This is a genomic window from Flavihumibacter sp. CACIAM 22H1 (assembly GCF_001601815.1).
Lineage (GTDB): Bacteria > Bacteroidota > Bacteroidia > Chitinophagales > Chitinophagaceae > Flavihumibacter.
On sequence record NZ_LUKG01000007.1, the window covers coordinates 88,722 to 115,088 of the forward strand.

A 26,367-nucleotide genomic window follows, 5' to 3' on the forward strand; every position below is an offset into this window, starting at 1 on the left:
CCTGTATATTATTGATAGTTGAGTTCAGAAATTGTTTCATCCAATAAGGCTACCAGCCTGTCTGCATTTTGCCTGTTAAATACCATGGGAGGTTTAATCTTAAGCACATTATACAGCGGCCCGTCTGTACTTAGCAGAAATCCTTTGTTTTTCATTTGTTCCACTACCTGTTCTATTTCAGGCACAGCGGGCTCCAGGCTTACCCGATCACGTACCAGCTCTACACCAATAAACAAGCCGTGTCCGCGTACGTCTCCGATAATGGAATGCCGTTGCATCAGCTCTTTCAGTTTGGCCATCAGGTAATTACCTGTAGATAATGCCTGTGCCTGCATATCTTCCTGCTGAATTACCTGCAATACCGTTTTCCCGGTTATCATAGAAACAGGATTACCTCCATATGTATTAAAATATTCCATGCCGTTATTAAATGCACGGGCAATTTCTTCTGTAACAACCACTGCTGCCAGTGGATGTCCATTTCCTATCGGCTTTCCCATAACAACAATATCCGGCTCTACCTGCTGCAACTCAAAGCCCCAGAACTTTTCCCCAACCCTACCAAAGCCAACCTGCACTTCATCGGCAATGCAAAGGCCACCTACTGCCCTTACTTTCTCATACACGGCCTGTAAGTATCCTGCAGGCAGGGGTATCTGCCCTCCCACCCCCAACAGGGTTTCACAAATAAATGCAGCAGGTTTGATACCTGCTTCCTGCATCTCCCCTAAAATCCGGTCCAGATCGGCTGCATAGTTTTTACCTGCCAATGGATCATTGAACTTAAAAGGCCCCCGGTACCCGTCCGGATTCATTGCTTTATGCACCCAGGCAGCCTGTCCAAATCCACCTTTACCATCAAACTTATAGGGACTGATCTCAATAGCCGTGGTAGATGTTCCATGATATGCATGATCGAGTACTATAATATCTTTTTGTTGCGTAAAATGCCGGCTCATACGGATGGCCAGGTCATTTGCCTCACTGCCTGAATTAGTAAAATAACAAACCTTTAACCGGGAAGGCAGTGTTGCCGTAAGCATTTCTGCATACTCTACCAGGTGGTCACTCAGGTAACGGGTATTGGTATTAAGAATGGCCAGCTGTTGCTGCATAGCCCTTACCACCACCGGGTGGCAGTGCCCCACATGACTAACATTATTCACACAATCTACATAGGTATTACCCTGGTCGTCATACAGGTATTGAAGTGCGCCGCGTTCAATTTTTAATTTCTGCCGGTAACTGATGCTCAGGTTTTTACCAATAGCAGCAGATCTTCTGGCCATTAAGTTATCCTGGTCGGTTTTTTCGGGCAGAGGTTGTGGCCAATTGCAGGCTTCCCGAAATACCTGCTGTGCTCTTAGGGGATTAATTTCAATTAGCTGGTACAAGAGAGCCCAGGCCGGCGCCTCAGATATAAAATGATGATCATTAGAACTTTCCTGGCTTCGTTTAACCGCCGCTTTTACCACGCTGATGCACAAACGACCGGCTACCAGGTAATACAACAGATCCGCTTCCTGCCTTGTAATGGCATATTGCTGATGATAGGCTTTGATCACCGCTGCCGCCGCATTCAGCGGATCGGATTTATGCAGCATGCAGTAGGTACAGGCAACTGCCAGGTTATTTATTAACGGGGCATATACCATATCTCCGAAATCTATTAAACCGCTCACCGAATCACCCTGTGTAAGCAGGTTATAGTCATTGGCATCGCCGTGTATATAGGCTTTCCGCAGGGTTGCCAGCGCCGGCCTTACTTCCATTTCAAATTGAAGGAGAAAATACCCCGCAATACGCCGTTTCTCCGCATCTTTTATAGCAGGCAGGCTGGAAAATACGTCGGGCGTATTAGAGATATCCCATTCGTAGTGCCGGTGCATGGCCGGATGCTGAAAGTTCCGCAGTGCCAGGTCCATCCTCCCCAAAAAAGATCCTATAGAAGCCAGGAGTACTGGGGTATGTTCCTTTCGTTCTACCAGGAAACGACCCTCAATAAAGGAGAGTACCCGTATAAAATAAGGAATATTATCCAGCTCTACCTGAACAAGCAGACGGCCATCAACGGAGGCATGCAATTCCTGAAAATAATTCCACACGTCCGAATGCTTGAGCTGCTGCAGTATAGCAACCTGGGCATCGAGAAAACTCCAATGATGCTCCGGTCCGGCAATTTTTTACGATATAACGTTTGTGGTCGGCAGTAGTAAGCAGGCTATTCTGTTCGTCATACCCACTTAAAAGTTCAATAGAACCGCTTAAGCCATAGTTTTGCTGCAGCAGGTCGCTGATCTGTTCCTTGGTTAAATACATACGATCAAATTCTATCCATTAATTAATAATACAGAAACGAAAACGAAACCTGTAATTCTGATACGGCAAGCTGTAAGCAGCATAGGTTTTTGCTCCCCAACTGTTATCGCCTCCTACCCCCATTTGTTGCAAATCTATATTAACCCAAAAAAAATCGTCCGGATCTACGGTGGAGCCATGAATGTTTTTGGTGCGATCAAAATCAATTTTTTTCCGGTCGAAGGGAAGAATCCCAAAAGAGAAAACAGTATCCGTATCAAATCGGATACCCTTCTTTTTTGCATCTGTCATTTGCATATACCGCGTATCGGTACGGTATCCGGATTCCTGTGCCCTTGGATACGGATGAAAGAGCTGACTGGCAGGAAGCTGATAAAGATCGGTCATAGCAGCCTGTTTCCGGTCGGCATAGTTATCAAAGGGGCCTCTCCCAAACCACTGTACCTGCTGCAGGCTGCGGTCTACCAAAACCTTCCAGCCAAATCTCGGCAATTCAGGCAAATTGGCAGCTGCTGCTATCATATTACCTTCCAGCTCCACTTCACCAGACGATTTTACCCGATAACTGGTCTGGTAAATCGCTTTTACAGTGGGAAAATAATGTTTAGTACTTATCAACCAGCCAGTATCTGCCTGCTCGGCCATTTGAAATTCAAGTAGCTGCGCTGAATCTGCAGCATGCTTCCATACCTGTGCCCGAAGCTGCAGGCTATTACCGATATCATTGTCTGTTACAGCTCTCCAGAAATCAGGAACCAGGGGCGATTTCAATAAATTAGTTCCCCCTGGCCCGTAAGCTGTTAACCAGCCCGAAAGCCGGTCAAACACCATAAAAAAGCCATCATTCTCCAGCCAGGTATTCGTTCCCCGTTCAACGGCCTTAAGCGGTTGGAAGTTGTTCCTGGCTATACCTGGTTCGGCTAACTCGCCGGAGATCTGGAATTCTTCTGTTGCCAGTACATGACCAGCCGTTAATAAACCTTCTGCTACAGGATTAATAAGTTCTACCTGCAACCAGGAGGCGTTTCGCAAGAGGCTTGCAGCAGGAGGAATAGCAAGGGTTATGGTAGTATCCTTGCCCGGTTCAATCGTAAGTCCCATTACCTCTCCGGAAGCCATCCGTTTACCGCCTGATTTTACTGACCAGCGCAGTGTATGTTGGCGGATAGTATTAAAATCAAACCTGTTTCGAACCTGGATGGCTGAACGGAAAGGCAGGGCACGAAACAGCACCGGCTGATATTGTTTCCGCACTTCGTAGGCCTGGGGATGTGGCTGCCTGTCGGCCTGAAACATGCCATCTGCACAAAAACTCGTATCGCTGGTTGCCCCTACATTGCCCATATCGGTACCATAGGCCCAATAGGATTGTCCGGCTTCATTTTTCTTCAAAAATGTCTGATCAGAAAAATCCCAGATAAATCCTCCCTGCAACTGCGGGTAATTCCAGATCAATTCCCAATAGTCAGACAAATTGCCACCACTGTTTCCCATCATATGCGCGTATTCAGACAGGATAAGCGGCCTTGACCGCCACTCTTTAACATAATCCAGCAAAAAGGGGGTGGATTTATACATGGGACAAAAAATATCTGTATACGGATTATCCTTTGCCTCCTCGTATTGCACGGGTCGGGTAGCATCGTATTGCTTCAACCAGGAATAACTTGCTTCAAAATTTCTCCCAAACCGGCTTTCATTACCTAGTGACCATGTAATGATACAGGCAAAATTCTTATCGCGCGCTACCATACGTTTGGTTCGGTCCAGGTAAGCCGCTTTCCAGTCTGGATGATCGGAGAGTGTTTGCAACGGATGAAAAGCCATGCCATCGCACTCAATATTTGCTTCATCCACCACGTAGATACCGTACTGGTTGCAGAGTTCATACCATTCTTCTGCATTGGGGTAATGACTGGTTCGAACGGCATTAATATGAAATGCTTTCATCAAGCGTATATCGTTCACCATAGATTCACGGGTTATTACTTTACCCTTGATCATATCATGCTCGTGCCGGTTAACGCCTTTCAGTTTAACCGCTTTGCCATTGATTAGAAATAATCCGTTCCGAACCTCGGTGGTACGAAAACCCACCTGTTGCCGGATTGTTTCCAGCAATTTTCCCCGTTCGTCTTTATGCCTTAACAACAGCGTATACAAATGGGGTTCTTCGGCATTCCAGGACTTTACAGCGGGGATTTGTTGTTCTACCCGCATAGGATGGTCGCCGATCTTCTGTACTACGGAAAATACCGGGCCGGAGGCAGGCAGGGCATCAAGCAATGTAACCTCGAGGCTGCCTTTTTTACGGGTGGTTTTTCCTGCCATTTCTATATCCAGCCTAAAAATACCCGTGCTGTAACTGCTGTCTAAACCAGCTTTCAAAACAAAGTCGCGGATATAATAAACAGGCCGCCTGATTAATAGAACCGATCGTTCAATTCCACTCAACTTCCACATATCCTGTCCTTCGAGGTAGGTACCATCGCTAAACCGGAAGACCTGTACTGCCAGCCTGTTTTTGCCTTTTTTCAGGTAAGCAGACACATCAAATTCTGCTGGTGTTTTGCTATCCTTACTGAATCCCAGGTACTGCCCGTTTACCCAGCAATAAAAAAAGGAATTAACTGCACCAAAGCGCAGTAGCAATTGCTGCCCATCCCAGTTTCCGGGCAAATCAAATTCTCTTATGTAGGAGCCAACCGGATTGAAATCCTGCGGTACTAAAGGCGGGTTGACGGCAATAGGATACTCCACATCTGTAAAAATAAACCGGTCATAGCCTTCTGTTTGCCAGTTGGAAGGCACCTGGATGGTAGCCCAGTTGCGATAATCGAAATCAACCTGGTAAAAATCTGCCGGCCGGAGAGAGGGATTTTTGACCCAATTAAATTTCCAGGCCCCGTCGAGATTTATTACGGCGCTGGGGTCCTGGGGTAGAAACCAGGCCCGCGGCTCACTGGTATTATAGGATACAGCCAGTGGGTTTTCCCAATCATTTACCTGTTGGGATCTGCCATGAATTGAAGTAAAAAAAGCCAGGGCCAAACCAATGAACCTGGCTGTACGTTTCGTTATCATCCCTTCTATTTACCAGTTATGCGCCTGTTTGCTATTTGGATTTTTGTTTATTTCCGAAAGCGGAACCGGATAGATATCATGTTTTCCGTCTATAAAGTTGGTGGCAAACTCGTGCTGGTGATTGACCATTACAGTTTTAATTTTTTCGGGGGCCGTTTTACTACGGCTCCAGCGGTACAGGTCGGGCCAGCGGATGGCATATTCCATTGATAATTCACAGGGGCGTTCATGATGCCTTATCTGCTGCCTTAATGCTTGTTTATCAAGAGCAACCAGGGCAGCAGCCTTTGCTCTTTCCCTTACCTGGTTTACCAGCAGCAGGGCATCGGCCGTTTGACCCAGTTCGTTCAGCGCTTCTGCCTGCATCAACAACAGATCGGCATAGCGCATCAGATGAATATTTTGCCCGGTATAAAATCCGTTATCAGCCAGGTCGGTTGGGGTTGTATACTTTTTGAAATATACGTCGTTATTAAGGTCATTTTTTACATCAGCATAACGTTTTACAACACCCGGCTGGTCTACCACCGCTGCGCGTGATTCCGGATCATCGAAGAAGATGGTTCCGTATACACGGTCACTGAATCCACCATCTGTACGTTTGTCGGTCTTAAGTTCTGTTGCAAGCCATTCGGAGGGGTAGAATAATTCCCAGCCGTTTAACGCATAGGGACTAACTTCCCAGGGCATGGGTGTTCTTTCGTCATTACCGTTCGTACGATCGCCGGAGAACTGAATTTCAAAAATTGATTCCCGGCCATTTTCCGCCAGGCCGTTGAAATTGTCTTCGTATTTATTCAGCAGCTGGTAGTTCCCGCTATTAATAACTGTTTCAAACGCATCTGAAGCCAGTTCAAATTTTTCCTGAAACAGGTAGGCTTTACCCAGGTAGGCGGTAGCCGTATATTTTGTTACCCGGCCCAGTTCCAGCTCATCCCTCGAAGCGGGCAGCTTGGCTGCGGCTTCCTTTAAGTCTGCTTCGATCTGTTCCCAGATAGCTGCTTCGGAAGCAGGTGCAGGATAAAAATCAGCATTGGAAGCGGGTAAAGCGGTTAGCAGCGGAATATTCGTGAAATAACTTTGTAGTAATAAATAAAAATGAGCCCGTAAAAATTTTGCCTCTGCAATAAGACTTGCTTTTTCCTCCTCACTCAACCCGTTCTGTGCATTGGAAGACACGCGGGGAATATTCTCTATACATTGGTTGGCCCGGTTGATGCCTGCAAAACACATATGCCAGAGGTTGGTAAAACTACTTTCATCCGTGGTATGTGTAAATGATTGAAGGCTTTTACCATAACCTTCTGCTTTATTGTTAATCATTTCATCGGTCTTGTATTCAGCAGCCACATAGGTTTCTTCGAACCAGGTCCACTTGGAACCATCGGCAGCCTGAAGCGCTGCATAGGTAGCAGTTATTGCCTGTATAGCCTGTGTTTTTGTTTTCCAGAAAGAAGAACCGGACAACTCGTTTCTGTTTTCTTTATCGAGATAGGATTTGGAACAGGAGGCCGCGGTAAGTAGTCCTATTGAAAGAAGTAATCCATATAACCTATTTATAGTCATGGCAGTAGATTTAATCGTTTACAGATCAGGTTAAAATTCCAGGTTAAGCCCGGCAAAATAATTCCTCGAAAGCGGGTATAGTCCCCGATCTACCCCTCTTGCAAAAGAGGAATAGTTAACTACACCGGGATCGTAACCCGAATAACCGGTAATAGTAAAAATATTGCTTGCACCCAGGTACACCCGTAAGGCATTGATTCCTTTTACCTGGAAGCGGTAGCCTAATTGCATACTTTTAAGGCGGAGATAGGAAGCTTTTTCCAGGAACAGGTCAGAGGGCCTGCCCATATTACCGTTTGCATCCACAATAGATACACGTGGAATAGAACTGCCAGGATTAGCGGGCGACCAGGCATCCAGCAAATCGGTAGATTTATTAAAGATTGTATTCTGGTACATCAGTCGTTTGGCGCCATTGTACATATAATTCCCCTGGGTACCCTGGAAGAAAATATTTAAATCAAAGCGCTTATAGGAAAAATTGGAAGTGAGGCCGAATTCCATTTTAGGCAGTCCGCTTCCCATAAAAGTTCGGTCGTTATCGTTCAACTCTCCATCTTTATTAATATCAACGAACCGAATATCGCCCAATTGTGCATTTGGCTGAATGGTTTTAACGTCTTCCAGTTCTTTCTGTGTTTTGATTACACCGTCTGTTTTATACAGGTAGAATCGTCCTATTTGTCCACCTACTTCTGTTCTGGTGGTTGGAAAATTATTAAAATCCATATAACCATCTGTAAAGGCTTCATCGGCGAATCCAAGCTGAATAATTTTATTTCGGCTTGCAGTAATATTAGCGGTGATATCAAACTTCAGTTCCCCTTTATTCTTGCGATAGGTCAGCGCCAGATCAATTCCCTGGTTTTGCATTTCACCGCCATTACGGATAGGATTTGATAACAACCCGGCACTTGGCGGAAGCGGAATAGTTACCAGCATATCAGTGGTTCTGGTGCGGAAATAATCCACGATCAGCAGCAAGCGTTCATTCAAAATAGAAAGATCGAGCCCGGCATTAAAGGTAGCAGATTGCTCCCAGCGAATATCCGGGGAGGAAGCATTGGTTATTATGGCACCTACTGCTATATTCTGACGCAGACCGGAACCGAACGGGTAATTGGTAGTTGGGTTGCCAGAATTAACTGTTGCCGGCAGATAGAGATAATCCGGTATACTCTGGTTACCCAACACGCCATAGCTGGCCCTGAGTTTCAGATCACTGATTTGCGAAAAACGATTGCTGAAAAAATCTTCTTCGCTTACTCTCCAGGCACCAGAAACCGAGTAAAAGGTTCCGTATTTATTAGCTTCTGAAAAACGCGAAGATCCATCTCTCCGAACACTGGCGCCTAACAGGTATTTTCCAGCATAAGAATAGTTCATTCTTGCAAACCAGGAACGCAGGGTGCTTTCCAGCAATACCCCACCGGCCGATTTATCGCCTATTCCCCCGTTTAAGGAACCCAGATCATTGGAGGGCAGGTTATTATTACTTCCGGAAAGACTGCGGTAGTTTTCGCCCTCCTGCGAAAAGCCGGCCACAACATTCAGGCTGTGCAGCTCGCGGAAGATTTTGGAATAGGTAAATACTGCATTCAGTACATCCCTGAATTTCCGATCTCTGGACTCATATAACTGGGCGTTGGGGTTCTGCGCTTTATCGCCCATATAGTAGGTAGGAGTTTTGGTATAGCTAAACCCTTCGTTAGAACTAAATCCATATTGTAACCGAAAACTTAAGGGAGCAATGATTTGGTATTCGCCAAAAATATTACCTATGAAATAAGTGGGTTCATCCCGGCTGGTTACAAGGGTCTGGTACCCAACCGGGTTAATGGCATCACTCATCTGAAACCCGATACGGCTTCCAAAACCACCATCGTTATTAGCATCATACAGGCGATGGTGAGGCACGCGGTTAATCATTTCATACATGATGGGATAACCGGCATTTTGTCCATTTGCCCTGCTTTCATTGGAGCCCTGTAAAAGACGACGATTGGTTTTGGAGTAGGTAAAGGATTCACCGAATTTAAACCGGCCTTTTGTAAGGTCGGAATTGACCTGAATATTATAGCGTTCGAAATTACTACCGATTGCAATGCCTTCCTGGGCAAAACGGCCAAAAGAAACATTCATCCGCATGTCTTTTGTACCGCCGGATACAGATACATCTATTTTATTTTCAGGGGCAGTCCGGAAAAAAGCATCCTGCCAATCTGTATCAGGATATCGCTGTTGCTGACCGTTTGCATCTGTGTAGGTATCAGAAGAAACATAATCCAGCGGGGTGATACCATCATTTTGCGCCACCTGTTTCATAATGGAATTGTATTGCACCCGATTGGCAAGGGGCAGTTTTTTAGCCAGTTGGTTGATGCCATAATAGGAATTAACGCCTATTATTACTTTACCAGCACGGCCGCGTTTGGTCGTAACCATAATTACGCCATTAGAGGCCCGTGAACCATAGATGGTAGCCGCCGATGCGTCTTTCAACACATCGATAGACTGGATATCATTGGGGTTAATAGCATTGATATCGCCCGGTATTCCGTCAATTACGTATAAAGGATCATTATTGCCAATAGTGGAAAGTCCGCGAACCAATACCACCGGTGGAGCTCCCGGATCGCCCGATCCAGGCGCTGCGTTAATACCCGCTACCTGCCCCTGCAACATGGTAGCCACATTTCCGCCAGCCAGTTTCTCCATATTTTTAGTATTCACAGAAGACACGGCACCGATCACATCTCTTTTTCGCTGGGTGCCATATCCTACAACTACTACCTGGTCCATCTGCTGGCTGGTGGGTTGCAGGGTTAGGGCGATCTGTGTTCTTCCCTGTATGGGTTCTGTTATTGCCTCAAAACCAACCAGGCTGATTTCAAGCACGCCGGAGGCAGGAACATTATTCAATTGAAAATTACCTGCTTCATCGGAGGAAACACCAGCACCTGAATTACGTACCCGCACCGATGCTCCTGCCAGGCTTTCTCCGCCCGCTGCCCGGATGGTTCCTTTGACGCTTATACCTGCCTGTTCCAGAGAAGGATCTTTTTTTACCTGAGGCTTAACCAATATAAGGTCTTTCTCTACCCTGAATTCAAGGCCAGCCTGCTGACCAACCAACTGAAGTAATTCTCCCAGGGTACGATTTTTTTTCTCCAACCGGATTGGACCGGAAGACACCAGATCAGCTTCGTTGTAGGAGAATTTGAGGTTGGTTTTTGAGCTGATCTGTTTAAAAACAGAACGAATATCAGCATCGGTAAATCCGATCTCAATTCGCTGGCTGGCTGCATTTCCCGTTTGCGCTGGCAAAATGCCGGGGAGCAGGCAAAAATACAAGAGCAGAGACAATACAAGGCCGTTACGCCACCTAACGGTGCGGTTCATTTTTTTCATATAGCAGTGTTATAGTTGGTTGTTACCTGGAAATTATTGTAAGCTGGTTCTCATTTATAGTGTAGGAAAGATTATTTACATAAGCGATAGCTGTCATTACCTCCTTGAGTTCCTTGTTATCAAACTCCCCGTTAAAGCGAACAGGTTTGTGGGAGTTTTTCTTAAGTATTACTTCCATACCGTACCAGTATTGAAGGGTTTCTCTTATCTGTTCGAGTGATGCATTCCGAAAAATCAACCTGCCCTTTCGCCATGCAGCTTCCTGTTCCTGGTCAAAGTTGAGCAAGGAAACAGTTCCGGTTTTTCTTTCTGCACTGTATTGCATCCCCGGCAATAAGAAGCTGGCCGCTGCCGGCTTTGCGGCTGACGACAGTTTTATTTTTCCTTCGAGCAGTAAGGCCTGCAACCCGGGTTCAAATGCATACGCACGAACCTTAAAAACCGTTCCGAGTGCCGCAACTGTTGTTTGTTCAGCACGCACCAGAAAAGGTTTTTTCTTATTGGGAGCTACTTCAAACAAGGCTTCTCCCTCTAATTCAAGACTTCGGGTATGGAGGTTGTAATCCACCGGAATTTTCAGCCGGCTATTGGAATTAAGAATAACGGAAGAACCATCGCTTAATTCAAGCATCTTCCTTTCCCCGTTTCCGGAATGAATGATTTCGTAAGCGAGCCTGGTATCGGAAACAGGCGCTGAACTAAACCAGTTGCTAACCTGGTACCCGGCAAAAAAAAGCAGTACAGCGGCGGCAATACTAACTACCGACCTAACCATGGATTTACCGGATGGCCTCCAGGCCTGCGGCAATTGCCTGTTTTGTTTTTCTAACTGAACAGCGGCTTTCAGCTTCTCCAACTCCAGTTGTTTTTCTTCCTTGGTAAGACGTATACCCAGTGAAAACAAGAGCTTTTTCGCAGCCTCTATTTTCTTCTGCTGATCGGGGTATTGCTTTAGCCAGGTATCCCATTCTTCCACAGCCTGGTCATTGGTAGCCAGGCAGTAGTGTACAAAGGAATCCTCCAATAACAATTCTTCAATGGTGTAGTGATGGAACTTCGTCATGCTGTTAACTTAACTAAAGAGGAATGGTGCTTGCAGTTTTTACCAAAGAATTGATAAGTTTTTTTTAAAATTTTATCGGCAGGCCGGCCAGGAGCAGAATAACCAGCAGGTCGGCATCTCCCAGCTCTGCCCTTAGCCGGTTAATGGCCGCATGAATGGTATTGTATACGGTTCTAACAGAGGTATTTGATTGCTCAGCAATTTCCTCGTAATTCATGTCCTCGAAAAAACGCTGTTGAATAAACTGGCGTTGTCGTTCGGAAAGACAGGCAAGCGCTTTTTTGATACGGATTTTCCTGCGTTCGTCTAATTCATGCCCGATCAATGCGTCCTCAAAAGAGGCTTCCGATAAAAGCACCGGGCTGCCATCCTGCAATTGCAGCGGTCGGCCCTGTTCTTTACGCAGGGTTTGGAAAAGTTGACGTTTGAAGCAGATAAAAAGATACCCTTTTACATTTTCAACCTCGGGTAGCTGTGCGCGCCGGACCCAGAGATCCAGAAAAGTAGAATTAATGGCGGATTTAACCAGGTGGGGGTCTTGTGAAGAAAGCATACCATACCGGTATAACCGGTCATATTCGTGGTTATACAGGGTATATAGGCCGGTTTCCTGATCCGACCTGAAATCTATCCAGCATTGCTGGTAATCCGGAGATGGGGTATTAAGCAGTTCGTTTTTCATGCAGCAGGGATAGTCAAATATGGCGAATTCAGTCCAGAATCTGAATAATTCCTGATTTTTCATAGCTTGTCAGAAACTACCCCCTAAGCTGTCAGAACTGCCCCCCGGCAATCAATTATTTTCCGCGCATCTTTGTTCTGTTAACCTTACTTATTTAATCAAAAATAGTATCAGATGTCAAGTAATCAAGTTCAATTACACCGGGTATTGGCAGCTCCGCCAGAAAAAGTTTTTAAGGCATTTACTAGTCCCGAGGCGTATGCTGCCTGGCTGCCACCTTATGGTTTCCTGGCCAAAGTGCACCATATGGAATTTAAAACAGGAGGTTCGTATAAAATGTCCTTTATCAATTTCAGTACCGGTAATGGTCATTCTTTTGGTGGAGAATATCTGGAAATAACAGAAAATGAACTGATCAAACATTCCGACCGCTTTGATGATCCTAACATGCCTGGGGAAATGATAGTTACGATCCGGTTTAAAAAAGTGATCTGTGGTACAGAATTGACCATTTCGCAAACGGGTATCCCCGAAATGATACCTGCGGAAATGTGTTACCTCGGCTGGCAGGAGTCACTGGACAAGTTGAAAAGACTGGTAGAACCAACAATACCGGATGCATAATCCATTGCCGCTCTTCTAAAAAACAATCCCATGCAAGATCTTGCATGGGATTGTTTTTTAGAAGCGTACTATTATCGTTTATTAAGTAGTTCCACCAGGGGCTGGCCGATATTTCCATTCGGTTCCTGTACATGTAATAAAGCAGCAACAGTTGGCGCAATATCGGTCATATGTACTACCCGATTAGAGGCACCCGCTTTCACACCCCAACCCATAAACAGTAAAGGAATATGGGAATCATACGGATGCCAGTTGCCATGTGTGGTTCCTTTTGACCTGGGTCCGCCACTGTATAACTGGGGATCCAGTACAAATTGGATAGCTCCCCCTCTTTTATAATTATAGCCATTTATGATCCGCTCTCTCAGGAGTTGCGGAATAGCTGCTGTTGCCGCATTTGCCATTGGCGTAACAAAGGAAATACCCTCCAGTTTTTGCAGGTAAGGAACTGCCAGCTCAATTAGTTCTTTTTCGCTGATTGATTTTTCCTGGATCCGTTTGTAGTTGAAATGAACCTGGTAGTTGGCTAAACTAATTACCAGGGAGTCAACGCCTGTTCTGGCTTTAAGTAGTGCATTCAGCCCCTTTTCCGCCGCATCTGAATTAAAATACCCGGCACTTCCTTTCCGATCGATCAGGAACTGCGGGTTATGCGCCGCCCCATGGTCGGCACTCAGGAAAACTGTATACTGCCCTTTTCCAACGGCCTGGTCTAGATAGTTGAAAAAATTTGCCAGGTCCTTATCCAGCCGTAAATAGTTGTCTTCAATTTCAATAGCATTCAATGCAAACTGGTGGCCGATATAATCCGGCGACGACAAGCTAATGGCAAGAAAATCTGTTGCACCGGTATTGTTTTTTCCCAGCGCTTCTTTCTTCATTGCCTCCATAGCAAAATTGAGCGTTACGGTATTACCGTAGGGGGTGGAGCGCAACAAACCTAATCCGTTTTCCTTCATCAGCCTGGAAGTATACACCGGCATTACCGGCGCATCGGTACCCCTGAACTTATTCTCGTACTCATTATTATCAGCTATACTTTGGCCATAGGTACTGATGGGGTAAAGGGTGTGCCAATCCTTACTCAGGAATTGCTCCGGTTGCCGGAGCGCATTGAACTGATTCACCCATGCCGGTAATTCTTTCAGGTAAAAAGTACTGGAAATAAAATTACCTGTTTCTCCATCGTACCAATAGGAAGCATTGGCAAAATGACCACCCGGCAGAATAGACGACCGGTCCTTCAATGCAATGCTGATCACTTTTGATTTGAAATTGGTAGCCAGTCGCAGTTCGTCAGTAATGGTGCTGGTTAATAAATTCCGGGGCGACATTTTTCCGCTGCTATTGGAAGCACCTACCGTAGCCACCGATGCATCACTGGTACAATAGGTTTCCTCCCCAGTTGCCTGTGTTACCCAGTCATTGCCTGCAATGCCATGAATGGCCGGTACAGAACCCGTGTAAATAGTAGTATGCCCAATGGCAGTATAGGTAGGTATATAATTTATATAGGTATTTTCAAAAGAAAATCCTTCTTTTAGCATACGTTTGAAACCTCCGTTGCCATACCGGTCATAATACCGGTAAAGGTAATCGTAGCGCATTTGGTCTACCACAATACCCACCACCAGTTTAGGACGTGGCAGTTTTTCCTGAACTGCTTGTGCAAAACCTTTAGACGTACTGAGAACCAGTAGGAGATACGAGAAATATTTAAATTTTTTCATATAAATAAAATTGAACGACTATTCAATTAAGGAGTCAAAATAAGAAATATTCCATCGCATCCTGTTCTAAATTTTAAATTGCGGTATGGATTCAATACAGGATCTTTCTGCTTTATTAGTACCTATCGAGGAATTACCCTGCCTGTCGCAAAACAGCCATCACCAGCGAATTGTAGTACTGAAGCAATTCCGTTTTCATAAATCACTCTGTATTGAGCTCTATGATGCACCTGTTACTAAAGCTGGAAAAATCCGCAACCCGCTTATACCGGTAAGCGCAACCGATGCTTCTTTGCAAACAGGCACGGAGGTAGATGCTGTACGTTTCTATGCTGCCATTAGCCGTTTTCAATTAACTCCTTCCAACGAATTGTCGGCTGCCGACCTGCGCGGACTTAAATTGATTATTAAAAACCCGTTACAGCTGCGTTTTTTCTATCATAATCCTGAATTTTCTGAAAATGTAAGTGCGGGTTCATTGGAAGAAGTACAGGTTGGTAATATATTGGAAGACTTTCACCTCTTACTTTATAAATCGGCAGGTTCTTTGCGGCTTATTCCGGAAATAATACTGGAAAAACAACCTTTCCATCCGAAGGACATACCCTTCAAATACGGCATTTTCCTGCTGCACCAAAACCAGCTCTGGCTGCCTTCTAACCGTACTATTATCAAATTACTCCAGTTTTTCAGAACCCGTCCGCAGTTGCAGTTCCATGAATCGCAGTGGGCCCTGTTGCAAGAAAAAATAGTGTCCAAACTGGAAGAAAAAATCAGGATCATTCGCCATGATATTGATCCTGCGGATACGCAGGAACTGGTTGACGCAGGCTGGCATGGGGCGCAGGAAAAACTGATCTACCTTTCTGACCTGGGGCAATATATAACTATACAACCCATGGTGCGATACGGCAATACAGAATTACCGCTTCGCAGTAAAAAAATGGTTTACCTGCCCGGCTCAAAAGGCAGGTTGCTGGCTATTCACCGGAACGAAGCCAGTGAAAAAGCCTTCCTCTCCCTGCTCCTGAAACAACACCCTCATTTTTTGGAACAACTGGAAGAGGAACTGCCTTATTTCTATCTTCACCGCGACAGGTTTTTGGACGAAGACTGGTTTCTGAATGTTTTTGACCAATGGAGAAGGGCCGGCATTACTATTTTTGGTTTTAACCAGTTGAAAGACAATAAAAAAAATGCGCATAAAGCGACCATTTCTGTGCAGGTAGTTTCCGGGCTAAACTGGTTTAATGTAAAACTAAAAGCACAATTCGGAGAACAGACCGCCTCCTTGCAGGAGCTGCAAAAAGCTATCCGGAATAAACGAAACTATGTACAGTTGGATGATGGAAGTTTGGGGCTTTTACCCAATGAGTGGATAGACCGAATGTCGAAATTTTTCTTTGGTGCAGCTGTTATGGGGGAGGACCTGGTGATTCCGGGCACGCAGTTTGAAGCAATCGATCAACTGTTCTCAGAAGAGGAGATAGAGCCGGCAACCCTTGAAAAGATTAACAACTACCGGAAACGACTAACCGATATCAGGGCAATTGAAAAAGCAACCGTACCTGAAACACTTCAAACAGCATTAAGACCCTATCAGCAGCAAGGCTTAAGCTGGCTGTATTTTCTGCATCAGCAGCAGTTTGGAGCTGTACTGGCCGATGATATGGGGTTGGGAAAAACCGTTCAGGTTATTGCATTTTTATTACTGCTACAAGAAAAAAGCTGGAAGCAGCCGCACCTGCTGGTGGTGCCAACCTCCCTGCTCTTTAACTGGCAGGTAGAGCTGCAGCGTTTTGCGCCGTCTCTTTCTACTTTAACACTGCATGGTGCTAACCGCCCTAAAACCACCGCCGATTTTGACAACTACCACCTGGTATTGATTTCTTATGGTACCCTGTTAACAGATATCAGTCACTTGCGCCGGTTTGAATTTGGTTATATAATACTGGATGAATCGCAGCAAATTAAAAACCCCGATTCTCAGCGCTACCAGGCAGTACAGATGTTGCGTTCCTATAACCGGTTAGCAATTACCGGCACCCCGTTTGAAAACAACACGATGGATTTATTTGCACAGTTTTCCTTTGCCTGCCCGGGTTTGCTAGGGTCAAAAAAATACTTCCAGGATATTTATTCAATTCCCATCGACCGGTATGAAAATCGAAAAAGGATGGAGGAATTACAGCAGAAAACAGCTGCATTCCTTCTCCGGCGTACCAAAGATGAAGTATTGCAGGAGCTCCCGGACAAAATAGAACAAGTGCTTTATTGCCCGATGGGAGAAGCTCAACGTGCTGTTTATGACCGATATGAAAAAGAATTGAGGGATTACCTGGAAGACAAAATGGAAGACGAGATCCTCCGCAATTCCATGCATGTTCTACGAGGCCTTACCCAATTAAGGCAGATCTGTGATGATCCGGGCCTATTAGAGGCCGATTACCTGCAGGGCGAAGGCTCTTCTAAATTGGATACATTGGTGGAACAGCTCCAAATTAAATCTCCGCATCATAAAATCCTGGTATTTTCTCAGTTTGTATCGATGCTGGACCTGTTATCCGAGCGACTGAATAAAATGGGCATTTTGTTTGAAACCCTGACAGGTGCTACCCGTAATCGCCAGGCAGTTGTAGACCGCTTTCAGCAAGACCCCTCCGTGCGGGTATTTCTCCTCAGTCTTAAAGCTGGAGGCGTGGGACTTAACCTTACTGCAGCCAGTTATGTATACCTGGTTGACCCCTGGTGGAATCCATCGGTAGAAGATCAGGCAATAGACCGCGCCTACCGCATCGGACAACATCGAAATGTGCAGGCCATACGGCTTATTTGCCCCGGTACAGTGGAAGAAAAAATGCAAAAGCTACAAAAAAACAAAAAAGAGCGTTCTGCCGGGCTGGTACAAAGCGGCAATGCATTCTTTAACGCTATGACCAAAGAAGACTGGAAAACATTACTAGGTTAAACTACCAACGCCGGCAGCTCCCAAAAAAGGCCTTCTCCTTTCAGTTTGTATCAAATAATCGTCAATATGTATCAAAGCGCAAATCGGAATTGCTTAGAAATTATCTTCATTGCTCGATTATCGACTGCACTTACCTGCTGCCATTTGAAAAAAAATTAACCATGTTAAAATCGCTTCTTAGTCTGCTTTCGTTTTTTCTGCTTTTCAACGGTATTGCACAGAAAAAAACAGGCGCTCAAAATCCCATTGATGTAAAGTTCGGGGATCCGTATATTTTAAAAACCACAGCTGGCAAATATTATATGTATGGAACGGGAGCCGGTGCTAAAGATGGCTTTTCAGCTTATTCTTCCGACGACCTCAAAACCTGGAAACCAGAAGGGCAGGTTTATTACAATACCAATAAAAATGGTTGGGGCATTCATTCTTTTTGGGCACCGGAAGTATATGAGCGGAATGGAAAATTTTACCTGTTCTACAGTGCACAATGGAGCGTAAATCCTACGAACGAAGAAGAAAATTTTAAAATCGGCGTGGCGGTATCGGAGAAGCCAACCGGGCCATTCACAGACCTCAGGAAGGAACCCATTTTTGACCCGGGATACCCGATCATTGATGCCAATGTTTTATTTGCGGAAAATGGAAAGGTTTACCTGTATTATTCCCGCTGTTGTTATAAACATGCCGTAGAATCAGAAGTAGCCGGCTGGGCCCGAAAAAAAGGGTGGTTCCAGGAAATTGAGGAAAGTTGGGTATATGGTGTAGAAATCAAACCCGATTTCAGTGGCACTATAGGAGAACCTGTACTTCTGCTTCGCCCGCCTGTAAAAATGGATGATCCGCAGGCCGCCTGGGAAAGTTTATCGGTTACCAGCAGGGAGGTAAACCGCCGCTGGACAGAAGGTTCCTTTATATTCAAGCGCAACGACACTTATTACATGATGTATTCTGCCAATTATTTCGGAGGCAAGAATTATGCGGTTGGTTATGCAACTTCCCAGCATCCGCTTGGTCCGTTTACCAAAGCAGCCAATAACCCGGTATTGGCAAAAAATACCGATAGCGGTGGAATTGTAACTGGTACCGGACACAATAGCATCACCTATTCGCCCGATGGCAAAACCATGCTTTGCGTATACCATGGACGCACCAGTGCTACAGGCGAAGAACGGGTAGTGTTCATCGACAAAATGGAAATCTCCCAGGAAGGTGTACTGAAGGTATACGGCCCAACCACTAAATAAGCCTCAGCCTTGGTATAGCACCCGATGGGTGGTATAATTTTTTAACCGCATCTTGTAAAAAGATGCCAGTGAAAAATCCCAAAAAAGCGGTTCATCCGCCGCAACAACAAGCGCGCCCGGGTCGGCACGAAAAAATGAAGCCCGTACCTGAAACAAATCCGATCAGCCGGGGTTCTAACATGCTCAAAGGTAAAAATGTACTGATCACCGGGGGCGATAGCGGTATAGGAAAAGCTGTAGCTAAATTATTTGCCCTTGAAGGCGCCAATATTGCCATCGCCTACCTCAGTGAAACTGACGATGCCAGCGAAACCTGTGCAGAAGTAAAGGATTATGGGGTAGACTGCCTGCTGATTAAAACAGATCTCAGTAAGGAAGCAAACTGCAGAAAGACGGTGCAAAAAACGGTGCGTCAGTTTGGATCAATTGATATATTGATCAATAATATTGCCCTTCACTGGGAACAAAAAAGCCTTACGGATATCATCACCGATCAACTGATAAAGACCTTTACCACCAATGTATATTCCTATTTCTGGACCACCAGGTATGCCTTGGAACACATGAAAAAAGGGGCCTGTATTATTAACAGCAGTTCGGTAACTGCCTACCGGGGCAGTGATTCGCTGATCGATTACGCGGCCACCAAAGCAGCTATTATTGGCTTTACCAGGAGCCTTGCTGCCAACCTGGTAATGAAAGGGATCCGAGTAAATGCAGTTGCGCCTGGTCCTATCTGGACACCACTTATAGTATCCTCTTTCCGGAAAGAAAAAGTGGCCGCCTTTGGAAGCGATGCCCCTATGAAACGCCCCGGGCAGCCGAATGAAATAGCGCCCAGTTACCTGTTCCTGGCCCTGGAAGAAAACAGTTATATGACCAGGCAGGTACTGCACCCCAATGGAGGAGAAATCGTGAATGCCTGATAAATAGCTGTATTACCTGTTTTTTCTTTTGGTGCTGTCTAACGCTGCCGTATCGGCTTTGGTACTATCGGTATAGGGCTGAACATTTGGAGGAACTGCAATATTTCCCGGAGGATAGCTGGTAATAGAGGTATCCTCCGGTTTTACCACCTGATCTGATTTTACTATACCCTCGTTTTCAAACCGGTTATTGCAGGCAACAGCACCGCATATTATTAATACAAAAGTTATCTGTTTCATATGGTTCATTTTTGCTACACAGCAAAAAAACCATACCAGCGTCACTGGTCGTGTAACGCCTAACCGATCCTTATTTTATTAATCCGCTGGCATTGGTGGCAAAAATTTTCACTGCAATAGCCAGCAGAATAACGCCAAAGAATTTCCGGATTGCGAGTAAGCCAGCCGGACCAATAAGCCGTTCTATATAATTCAGTGATTTCAAAACAAAATACACGACGATTAAATTGAAGAGAATGCCGAGCGCAACCGTCCAAACAGGGTAATTCGCCTGTAGGGAAATAATAGTGGTAAGTGTTCCGGAGCCGGCAATCAGGGGAAAGGCAATCGGAACCAGGGTGCCCGATTTGGGATCTCCCTCACTTTTAAAAAATTCCACCCCCAATACCATTTCCAGGCCCAGAATAAAAATCAGGATCGATCCTCCAACGGCAAAAGATCCCACATCCACGCCCAGAATTCCCAGGAACCGCTCTCCCACGAAAAGAAACAGCAGCATCAGGGCTCCGGAAATTACCGATGCCTGGAACTCACGGATTTCACCCATTTTTGTTTTGAGTGAAATCAGTAATGGGATGGATCCCAATATATCAATTACGGCAAAAAGGGTGAAGCTGACCGTAAGTAGTTCATCAATATTGATTGCCATAAAAAGGACTTAAAATTTGGGGCGATGCTGTTCTTTTTCCTGCTCAATATTAAGCAAGATTTCGTGATTGCCGGAATCTGCTTTCACCCTTGCCACACACCCGTAAAAAAGAGGAAACCGCTGAAAAGAATCGCGCATAGAAGTAGCTGTAAGATAGGATAATATGCTGCGGATAACACCGCCATGGGCTACGATGGCAGTAGATGCTCCATCCGCCAGCACTGCTTGCTTGATAGCTTCAAAACGATGGGTTGTTCTTGCATACAGGTCTTCATAACTTTCGCCACCTGGAATACGAACCGCTACAAAATTGTCCATCCAGGGTTGCACTTCTTCTTTGGGGATGGCATCCCAATGACGCAGTTCCCAGGTTCCACAATTGATCTCCATGAGGTCATTATGAAATTCTATCGGTGAATCAAATAAATGCTCGGCTAGTTTCCGGCAGCGTTGTAGGGGGCTTGAATAAACACGTTGAATGCCTGCCGGAATAACCTCCCGGATCACTGCAGCTTCTTCATAAAAACTGTCCACAATATCCAGATCAGCCTGTCCATAACAGATGCCTTTTTCAATTGCCGGACGTGTATGCCGTATCAGGTAAATATCCATATTCAGATTATATAGCGCCAGATAATAAGGGCTGTGAGATAAAAAATCAGTTCCGTAACCTGTTGTACTGCACCGAGGCAATCGCCGGTATAGCCGCCAATCCATTTTTTAAAGTAGCGGCCCATTTCACGGGCAGCAACAAACATCGGAAGCAGGCTAAGGAGGTACCAGGGCGATAACAATAAATAAGGTAGTATTGCCAGCGCCCCACATAGAAGCAGCTCATACGGTACTAATTTTGATTTGGACAAGGGTTTGGATTTACCCGGCTCCTCTTCGCGTACGTACGAGAACTGCTGAATAACTAAAACCGCCATCAGCCGGCTGCTTGAATGAGCGGCCAGCATCAACAGCAGGAAGCCGCTGTAATTCAGCCAGGGATTCATACCGCTGGTAATTTCAGGCGGATTGAACCCGGGTAGTTCTTTTAGCAGGAGAAATTTTGCGGCAAGTATGCCAATCAGTCCGATCGTACCGTAAGTACCCAGGCGACTGTCTTTCATAATAGAGAGGATTTTTTCTTTGGTCCAGCCACCGCCAAACGCATCGCAGGTATCGGCCCACCCATCTTCATGAAATGCACCGGTAATCCAAATGGTGGTAAGCATATAGCCAAGAATTGCTATATCCACACTCAGGTATTTACTCAGAAGCAGGTAAGGCAGCAGGCCGATGGCTGCCACCATAACACCCACCAAAGGAAAATAGGTTGAGGAGCGCTCCAGGTATTCAGGTTTATAATGCGCAGTAAGCGGCACCTTAATCCTAGTAAGAAATTGTACTGCTGCTAAAAAATAAAAATATTGTTTCCGCACCTGCCAAAACTAAGTTTATTTTTCCAGCGGATGGGTGGCCCCGGTTGGGTAAGATGCTGCAGATGAAGGAAATAGCTGACGGCGCGCAGCACGCAGGAACGGACCCACCGGCAGGCTCCCGATCAGCAACAGTTCCTCTGGCAGGTAGCTGCTATTATCCAGAAAACGAAATACGCGTTTGGCAGAATTTCGTTTAAAAAGCCTGGTAAAAATTTCTGCACCTCCCAATTCTTTATGCACCAGCACATCCAGTAACACCGAATCATAAAAAAAGAAACGCCCTTCGTGCGATCGTAAGCTGGGCCGCGGATGCCCGTGCTGCAACATCGAATACAAAATAGCATCACTGTGCCGTTGAATAAACTGGAAGGTATACCCGCTGGAGGGCTTGGTTTGTCCGCCTGCCGTACCAATATTTACAATTGCCCCCTCTCCTTCCGAAAAAACCTGGTTGGTCATCGGAATAATACCGAACTCGCGCTCTTTTACCAGATATTGATTTAACCGTAGATAATCCCGGATATAGGTTTTTAGCTCTTCTTCATAATCTTGTTCGTTGAGCAGCGACTCCGTAAAGAGGGTATATTCTACCAGGGCAGACCGAGCCGTTAAAGGCATGGTATAAACGAAAGAAGTACCGTGCGCCTGGTTTATGCGGAAATCCATTAGTGTACAAACAGCGGGATCAAAAAAATCATTTTCCGTTTCAATTAACCATCCTTTAAAATGTTGCAGGAGGGTATGTTTACCGGGCCCGCTTACCGGTTTTTCGAATGGTATGGAGTTAAACAGGTATTTTTTTGCGTAATAAGTTTCCTTATTTTTAAGCAACAGGCGGGCACCATTGGACATGGGTTCAATGCGCTCCACAGGTTCAAATAATAACTGAACATTCGATTGTTGCTTCAAAAAATCCAGGCAGAAATTATAAAAATCGATGCCCCGGATCATTTTATACCGATATGGTTTGATGGGGTATTTCTTGGAAAAACCCGGGCCATGAAACCAAAGCTGGTCCCAGGACTTATGCACCAGTTTTTCAAACAAACCAGCTTCTTTTTCCCAGAAACACCAGGTTCGGTCATTGTTTTGCTTCTGGTCTTTATCAACTACTAAAAAAGTGGATTCTTTAAACTGACCGGATAAGATCATCCGAACCAGGAGGCTCATCGTAGCTGCACCTGCGCCTGCAAAAACATAATCGTATTCGTACGAGTAATTATAGGGCTTGTATTGGAAGAGATGGGTAGACATAGCAGTGATTTAGCAAAGCAGCAAGTTACTCCGCTTATCACTTTTTATTTCGGGTGTTTTCACGGTCTTTTTTAACCTTCTCCCAATATTTTTGATGCACCAGTAGCATACCAAAGGATTCTCCGTCTTCTTTATCGAGGTGTTTATGGTGCATTTTATGTGCCCAGCGTATTGCCCTGATATAAATATTATTGCTGCGGGTAAAAAATTTGAATCGTTGGTGGATGATGATTTCATGCACCATGAAATAGGCAAACCCGTATAACATTACACCAAATCCGATTGCCTGGAGCCACCACATAGTGGAATCCAATGTACCCCATAGAATCATTCCCATACTTGGAATTGCGAAAATGACGAAAAACCAGTCGTTCTTTTCAAAAAAACCGGGTCCTTTCTTATGATGATCTTCGTGCAGGTACCATAAAAATCCATGCATGACAAAGCGATGCGTAAGCCAGGTTACGCCTTCCATCAATAAAAATGTGAGCAGAATTATTCCTGCATAAATTAACCAATGCATACTTCAGCTTGTTTTCTCCATTCCTGTACTTTAGGAAATGCCAGGTGGAACCAGGCAGTAAACCGGGCCGGATGAGATTGCAGGGCCGCTTCAATTTCCTTTATAGACATGTAACAATAATCATTTACTTCAGCCGGATTCGGATGTACCGGACCATCGTATTCACCGACAAAAACATGGTCAAATTCATATTCAGTTAAACCGTTGTCGAATTCAGCTTTATACGTAAACTGAAAAGCTGGTTGAATAGGGGTAACAAAACCCATTTCTTCCTGCAAACGGCGAAGTCCGGCAGCCTGTGTCAGCTCATCCGGGTAAGGATGACTGCAACAGGCATTGGTCCATAACCCGCCACTGTGGTATTTATTGAGGGCTCTTTGCTGCAGCAACATATCACCTGCAGCATTGTATATGAATACGCTGAAGGCACGATGAAGCAACCCTTTTCGATGTGCTTCCATTTTTTCCATGGTGCCGACGGCAACATCCAATTCGTTAACCAGTATTAATTGATCCATGCCTTGTAAACTAAAAAGTCATAACAAAAAAATAATCACCCTCCTGCCGGGTTTTATCCTATCTCAAGCACTACCCGATCATACCCAGCTGGTTTTTTACACCCGCCCGAACTACAATAGCCGCCTTCCGGTAATTGGGTATCCTGATCCGCTCCAATAAAATCCGCTGCGGTTTTACCCGTTTAATCCGGTTGAAAAGCGAAAGGTAATATTTATACGCCACATACACACCAAACCTGGCTTTCACCGGAAGCTTCATAATACCTTTATAAGCTTCGTCAAAATCCTGTTGAATATCTGCTTCTATCTTGGTTTTATCACAGGCGGTAAAATTGCTGAAATCACAACCGGGAAAATAAACCCGCTCCAACGAATTATAATCCGCTTTCAGATCACGCAGGAAATTAACTTTCTGGAAAGCTGCACCCAGTGAACGCGCCTGGTCCTTTAACTGCAGGTAAAGCGCCCGGTCTCCTTCACAAAATACATAGAGGCACATCAGTCCTACCACTTCTGCGGAACCGTATATATAGTCGAGATAACCCTGGTGGTCATAGGTTTTTTGATCGAGGTCCATTTCCATACTTCGGAAAAAAGCCTCAATCAGTTCATGATCAATATTGTATTGATTCACCGTTAACTGAAAACTGTGAAGGATAGGGTTCAGGCTTATTTTCCGGTCAATTGCCTGGTACGTTTGTTCTTTAAATTCCTTAATCAGCGTTTCCTTGTCATAGGAATGGAAAGTATCCACTATTTCATCTGCAAAACGAACGAAGCCATATATATTGAAAATAGGCTGACGCAAATCATGGTGCAGCAGTTTGATGGCCGAAGAAAAAGAGGTACTGTATCGTTCGGTGGTTAGCTTACTACTTAATTCGCATACTGTATGAAATAGTTGCATCATGGTCTCAAACCAGTTTTCTTTTAAGTTAACTAAAAATTCCGAATAACTTCTTTCGCAACAAGTTCTCCGCTTATCAAACTTGGTGGAACACCCGGACCGGGAACCGTTAGTTGCCCGGTATAAAAAAGGTTTTTCACCTTTTTGCTTCGACAAGAGGGCTTGAGGATGGCAGTTTGTTTAAGCACGTTCGCTAAGCCATAGGCATTTCCCTTAAACGAATTATAGGCCGCCTCAAAATCGCGATGTGCAAAACTTCTTTTTACAACAACTGCGTTTCGGATTGGTTGACCTGTATATTTTTCCAGGCGATCCATTAATTTTTCATAATAGGCTTCCCGGATTTCTTCTGAATCATCCTGTAACCCGGCTGCCACCGGAATAAGGAGGAAAATATTTTCGCAACCGGCAGGAGCCGATTCAGGATCCGTTACAGAAACGGCGCTCATATAAAAGAGCGGGTTACTGGGCCATGCCGGCGTTTCGTAGATCTCTTTTGCATGTACTTCAAAAGGGGTATCAAAAAAAAGCGTATGATGCCGGAGGTTAGGAAGTTTTTTATTCAGTCCTATAAAATAAAGCAGGCAGCTGGGAGCCATTACCCGGCTATCCCAATACTGTTCCGAATAGGACCGGTGCGAGGAAGGCAGCAGGCTGGTTTCTATATGATGATAATCTGCGCCTCCGATTACCGCGTCGGCCAGGTATTGAGCGGTTGCTGTTTCAACCGACTTAACGGCCGACTGATGAAGTGTAATCTTCTTAACTTCTTCATTAAAGCGGAATTCTACACCCTGCTCAAGTGCCAGTTGGTACATGGCATCTACAATAGAATACATTCCTTTTTTCGGGTACCAGGTACCCCCCACCATATCGGCATAATTCATAAGGCTGTAAAGTGCCGGTGTTTGTTCTGCCATCGCACCCAGGAAAATAACGGGAAATTCCATTAACAGGCGGAGTTGGGGATGGCGAAAAAATTTATGTACGTGGGTGCGCATGGAAGTAAATACATCCAGTTTAAAAACGCCCCGAACCAGGTCCCAGTCGATAAATTCTGTGATGGACTGGCCGGGTTTATGCACTAGTTTTTCCATGCCTACTTTGTATTTGTAGGCGGCTTCTTCCATAAATTTTTCCAGTGCGATGGCTGCGCCGGGCTCAATCGATTCAAACAATTCTTTGAGGGCAGGTAAGCCTGCAGGGATATCCATTTTGCCATCGGGCCAAAC

General features: G+C 45.2%; 20 protein-coding genes. 4 read left to right on the plus strand and 16 right to left on the minus strand.

Annotated features, from left to right (window positions below; all coding sequences use genetic code 11):
- Nucleotides 1-8: 8 nt before the first annotated feature.
- From A1D16_RS03935 to A1D16_RS03960, 6 genes are all read right to left on the minus strand, one after another.
- Nucleotides 9-2,180 carry an aminotransferase class III-fold pyridoxal phosphate-dependent enzyme gene (locus tag A1D16_RS03935; protein ID WP_290707950.1) on the minus strand — a complete coding sequence of 724 codons (2,172 nt, stop codon included), beginning with the start codon at nt 2,178-2,180 and terminating at the stop codon, nt 9-11.
- Nucleotides 2,181-2,337: 157 nt separating this feature from the next.
- On the minus strand, nt 2,338-5,403 hold the full coding sequence (locus A1D16_RS03940) for a glycoside hydrolase family 2 TIM barrel-domain containing protein (RefSeq protein ID WP_290707929.1): 3,066 nt from the start codon (nt 5,401-5,403) through the stop codon (nt 2,338-2,340).
- Nucleotides 5,404-5,412: 9 nt separating this feature from the next.
- Nucleotides 5,413-6,969 carry a RagB/SusD family nutrient uptake outer membrane protein gene (locus A1D16_RS03945; RefSeq protein WP_290707930.1) on the minus strand — a complete coding sequence of 519 codons (1,557 nt, stop codon included), beginning with the start codon at nt 6,967-6,969 and terminating at the stop codon, nt 5,413-5,415.
- A 30-nt stretch (nt 6,970-6,999) separates the two neighbouring features.
- Nucleotides 7,000-10,380, minus strand: a complete 3,381-nt coding sequence (locus A1D16_RS03950) for a TonB-dependent receptor (protein ID WP_290707931.1) — start codon at nt 10,378-10,380, stop codon at nt 7,000-7,002.
- Between the two features lie 22 nt (nt 10,381-10,402).
- On the minus strand, nt 10,403-11,443 hold the full coding sequence (locus A1D16_RS03955) for a FecR domain-containing protein (RefSeq protein ID WP_290707932.1): 1,041 nt from the start codon (nt 11,441-11,443) through the stop codon (nt 10,403-10,405).
- 64 nt (nt 11,444-11,507) lie between these two features.
- A complete protein-coding gene (locus A1D16_RS03960) occupies nt 11,508-12,125 on the minus strand; it encodes a sigma-70 family RNA polymerase sigma factor (protein ID WP_290707933.1) in 618 nt (205 codons plus the stop codon).
- 174 nt (nt 12,126-12,299) lie between these two features.
- Here A1D16_RS03960 and A1D16_RS03965 point away from each other — a divergent pair, with 174 nt between their 5' ends.
- Nucleotides 12,300-12,749, plus strand: a complete 450-nt coding sequence (locus A1D16_RS03965; protein WP_290707934.1) for an SRPBCC family protein — start codon at nt 12,300-12,302, stop codon at nt 12,747-12,749.
- A gap of 71 nt (nt 12,750-12,820) precedes the next feature.
- On the opposite strand, the gene pafA is transcribed toward A1D16_RS03965, so the two are convergent.
- The gene (pafA, locus tag A1D16_RS03970; protein ID WP_290707935.1) at nt 12,821-14,479 is read right to left on the minus strand and encodes an alkaline phosphatase PafA; all 1,659 of its coding nucleotides are present in this window, start codon (nt 14,477-14,479) and stop codon (nt 12,821-12,823) included.
- Nucleotides 14,480-14,564: 85 nt separating this feature from the next.
- Between pafA and A1D16_RS03975 the strand changes: the two genes are divergently transcribed.
- The 3 genes from A1D16_RS03975 (at nt 14,565) to A1D16_RS03985 (ending at nt 19,617) form a co-directional block, all read left to right on the plus strand.
- On the plus strand, nt 14,565-17,447 hold the full coding sequence (locus A1D16_RS03975; protein ID WP_290707936.1) for a DEAD/DEAH box helicase: 2,883 nt from the start codon (nt 14,565-14,567) through the stop codon (nt 17,445-17,447).
- Nucleotides 17,448-17,608: 161 nt separating this feature from the next.
- Entirely contained in the window at nt 17,609-18,691 is a 1,083-nt protein-coding gene (locus tag A1D16_RS03980; RefSeq protein WP_290707937.1) for a glycoside hydrolase family 43 protein, read from the plus strand.
- Between the two features lie 68 nt (nt 18,692-18,759).
- Entirely contained in the window at nt 18,760-19,617 is an 858-nt protein-coding gene (locus A1D16_RS03985; RefSeq protein WP_290707938.1) for an SDR family oxidoreductase, read from the plus strand.
- A gap of 12 nt (nt 19,618-19,629) precedes the next feature.
- Here the strand turns inward: A1D16_RS03985 and A1D16_RS03990 are convergent, their stop codons facing one another.
- From A1D16_RS03990 to crtI, 9 genes are all read right to left on the minus strand, one after another.
- Nucleotides 19,630-19,857 (minus strand): hypothetical protein, encoded by a 228-nt coding sequence (locus A1D16_RS03990; protein WP_290707939.1) that lies wholly within the window; start codon nt 19,855-19,857, stop codon nt 19,630-19,632.
- Between the two features lie 70 nt (nt 19,858-19,927).
- Nucleotides 19,928-20,506, minus strand: a complete 579-nt coding sequence (locus A1D16_RS03995; RefSeq protein WP_290707941.1) for a MarC family protein — start codon at nt 20,504-20,506, stop codon at nt 19,928-19,930.
- A 9-nt stretch (nt 20,507-20,515) separates the two neighbouring features.
- Nucleotides 20,516-21,118 (minus strand): alpha-ribazole phosphatase family protein, encoded by a 603-nt coding sequence (cobC, locus tag A1D16_RS04000; protein ID WP_290707942.1) that lies wholly within the window; start codon nt 21,116-21,118, stop codon nt 20,516-20,518.
- A gap of 2 nt (nt 21,119-21,120) precedes the next feature.
- On the minus strand, nt 21,121-21,933 hold the full coding sequence (locus tag A1D16_RS04005; RefSeq protein ID WP_290707943.1) for an adenosylcobinamide-GDP ribazoletransferase: 813 nt from the start codon (nt 21,931-21,933) through the stop codon (nt 21,121-21,123).
- 15 nt (nt 21,934-21,948) lie between these two features.
- Entirely contained in the window at nt 21,949-23,187 is a 1,239-nt protein-coding gene (locus A1D16_RS04010; protein WP_290707944.1) for a lycopene cyclase family protein, read from the minus strand.
- A 37-nt stretch (nt 23,188-23,224) separates the two neighbouring features.
- Nucleotides 23,225-23,710 (minus strand): sterol desaturase family protein, encoded by a 486-nt coding sequence (locus A1D16_RS04015; protein ID WP_290707945.1) that lies wholly within the window; start codon nt 23,708-23,710, stop codon nt 23,225-23,227.
- The gene (gene idi / locus A1D16_RS04020) at nt 23,698-24,228 is read right to left on the minus strand and encodes an isopentenyl-diphosphate Delta-isomerase (protein WP_290707946.1); all 531 of its coding nucleotides are present in this window, start codon (nt 24,226-24,228) and stop codon (nt 23,698-23,700) included. The genes A1D16_RS04015 and idi overlap by 13 nt, the downstream gene beginning before the upstream one ends.
- A gap of 70 nt (nt 24,229-24,298) precedes the next feature.
- The gene (locus A1D16_RS04025) at nt 24,299-25,138 is read right to left on the minus strand and encodes a phytoene/squalene synthase family protein (protein WP_290707948.1); all 840 of its coding nucleotides are present in this window, start codon (nt 25,136-25,138) and stop codon (nt 24,299-24,301) included.
- A gap of 29 nt (nt 25,139-25,167) precedes the next feature.
- A partial coding sequence (gene crtI / locus A1D16_RS04030; RefSeq protein ID WP_290707949.1) for a phytoene desaturase family protein occupies nt 25,168-26,367 on the minus strand: 1,200 nt, incomplete at its 5' end.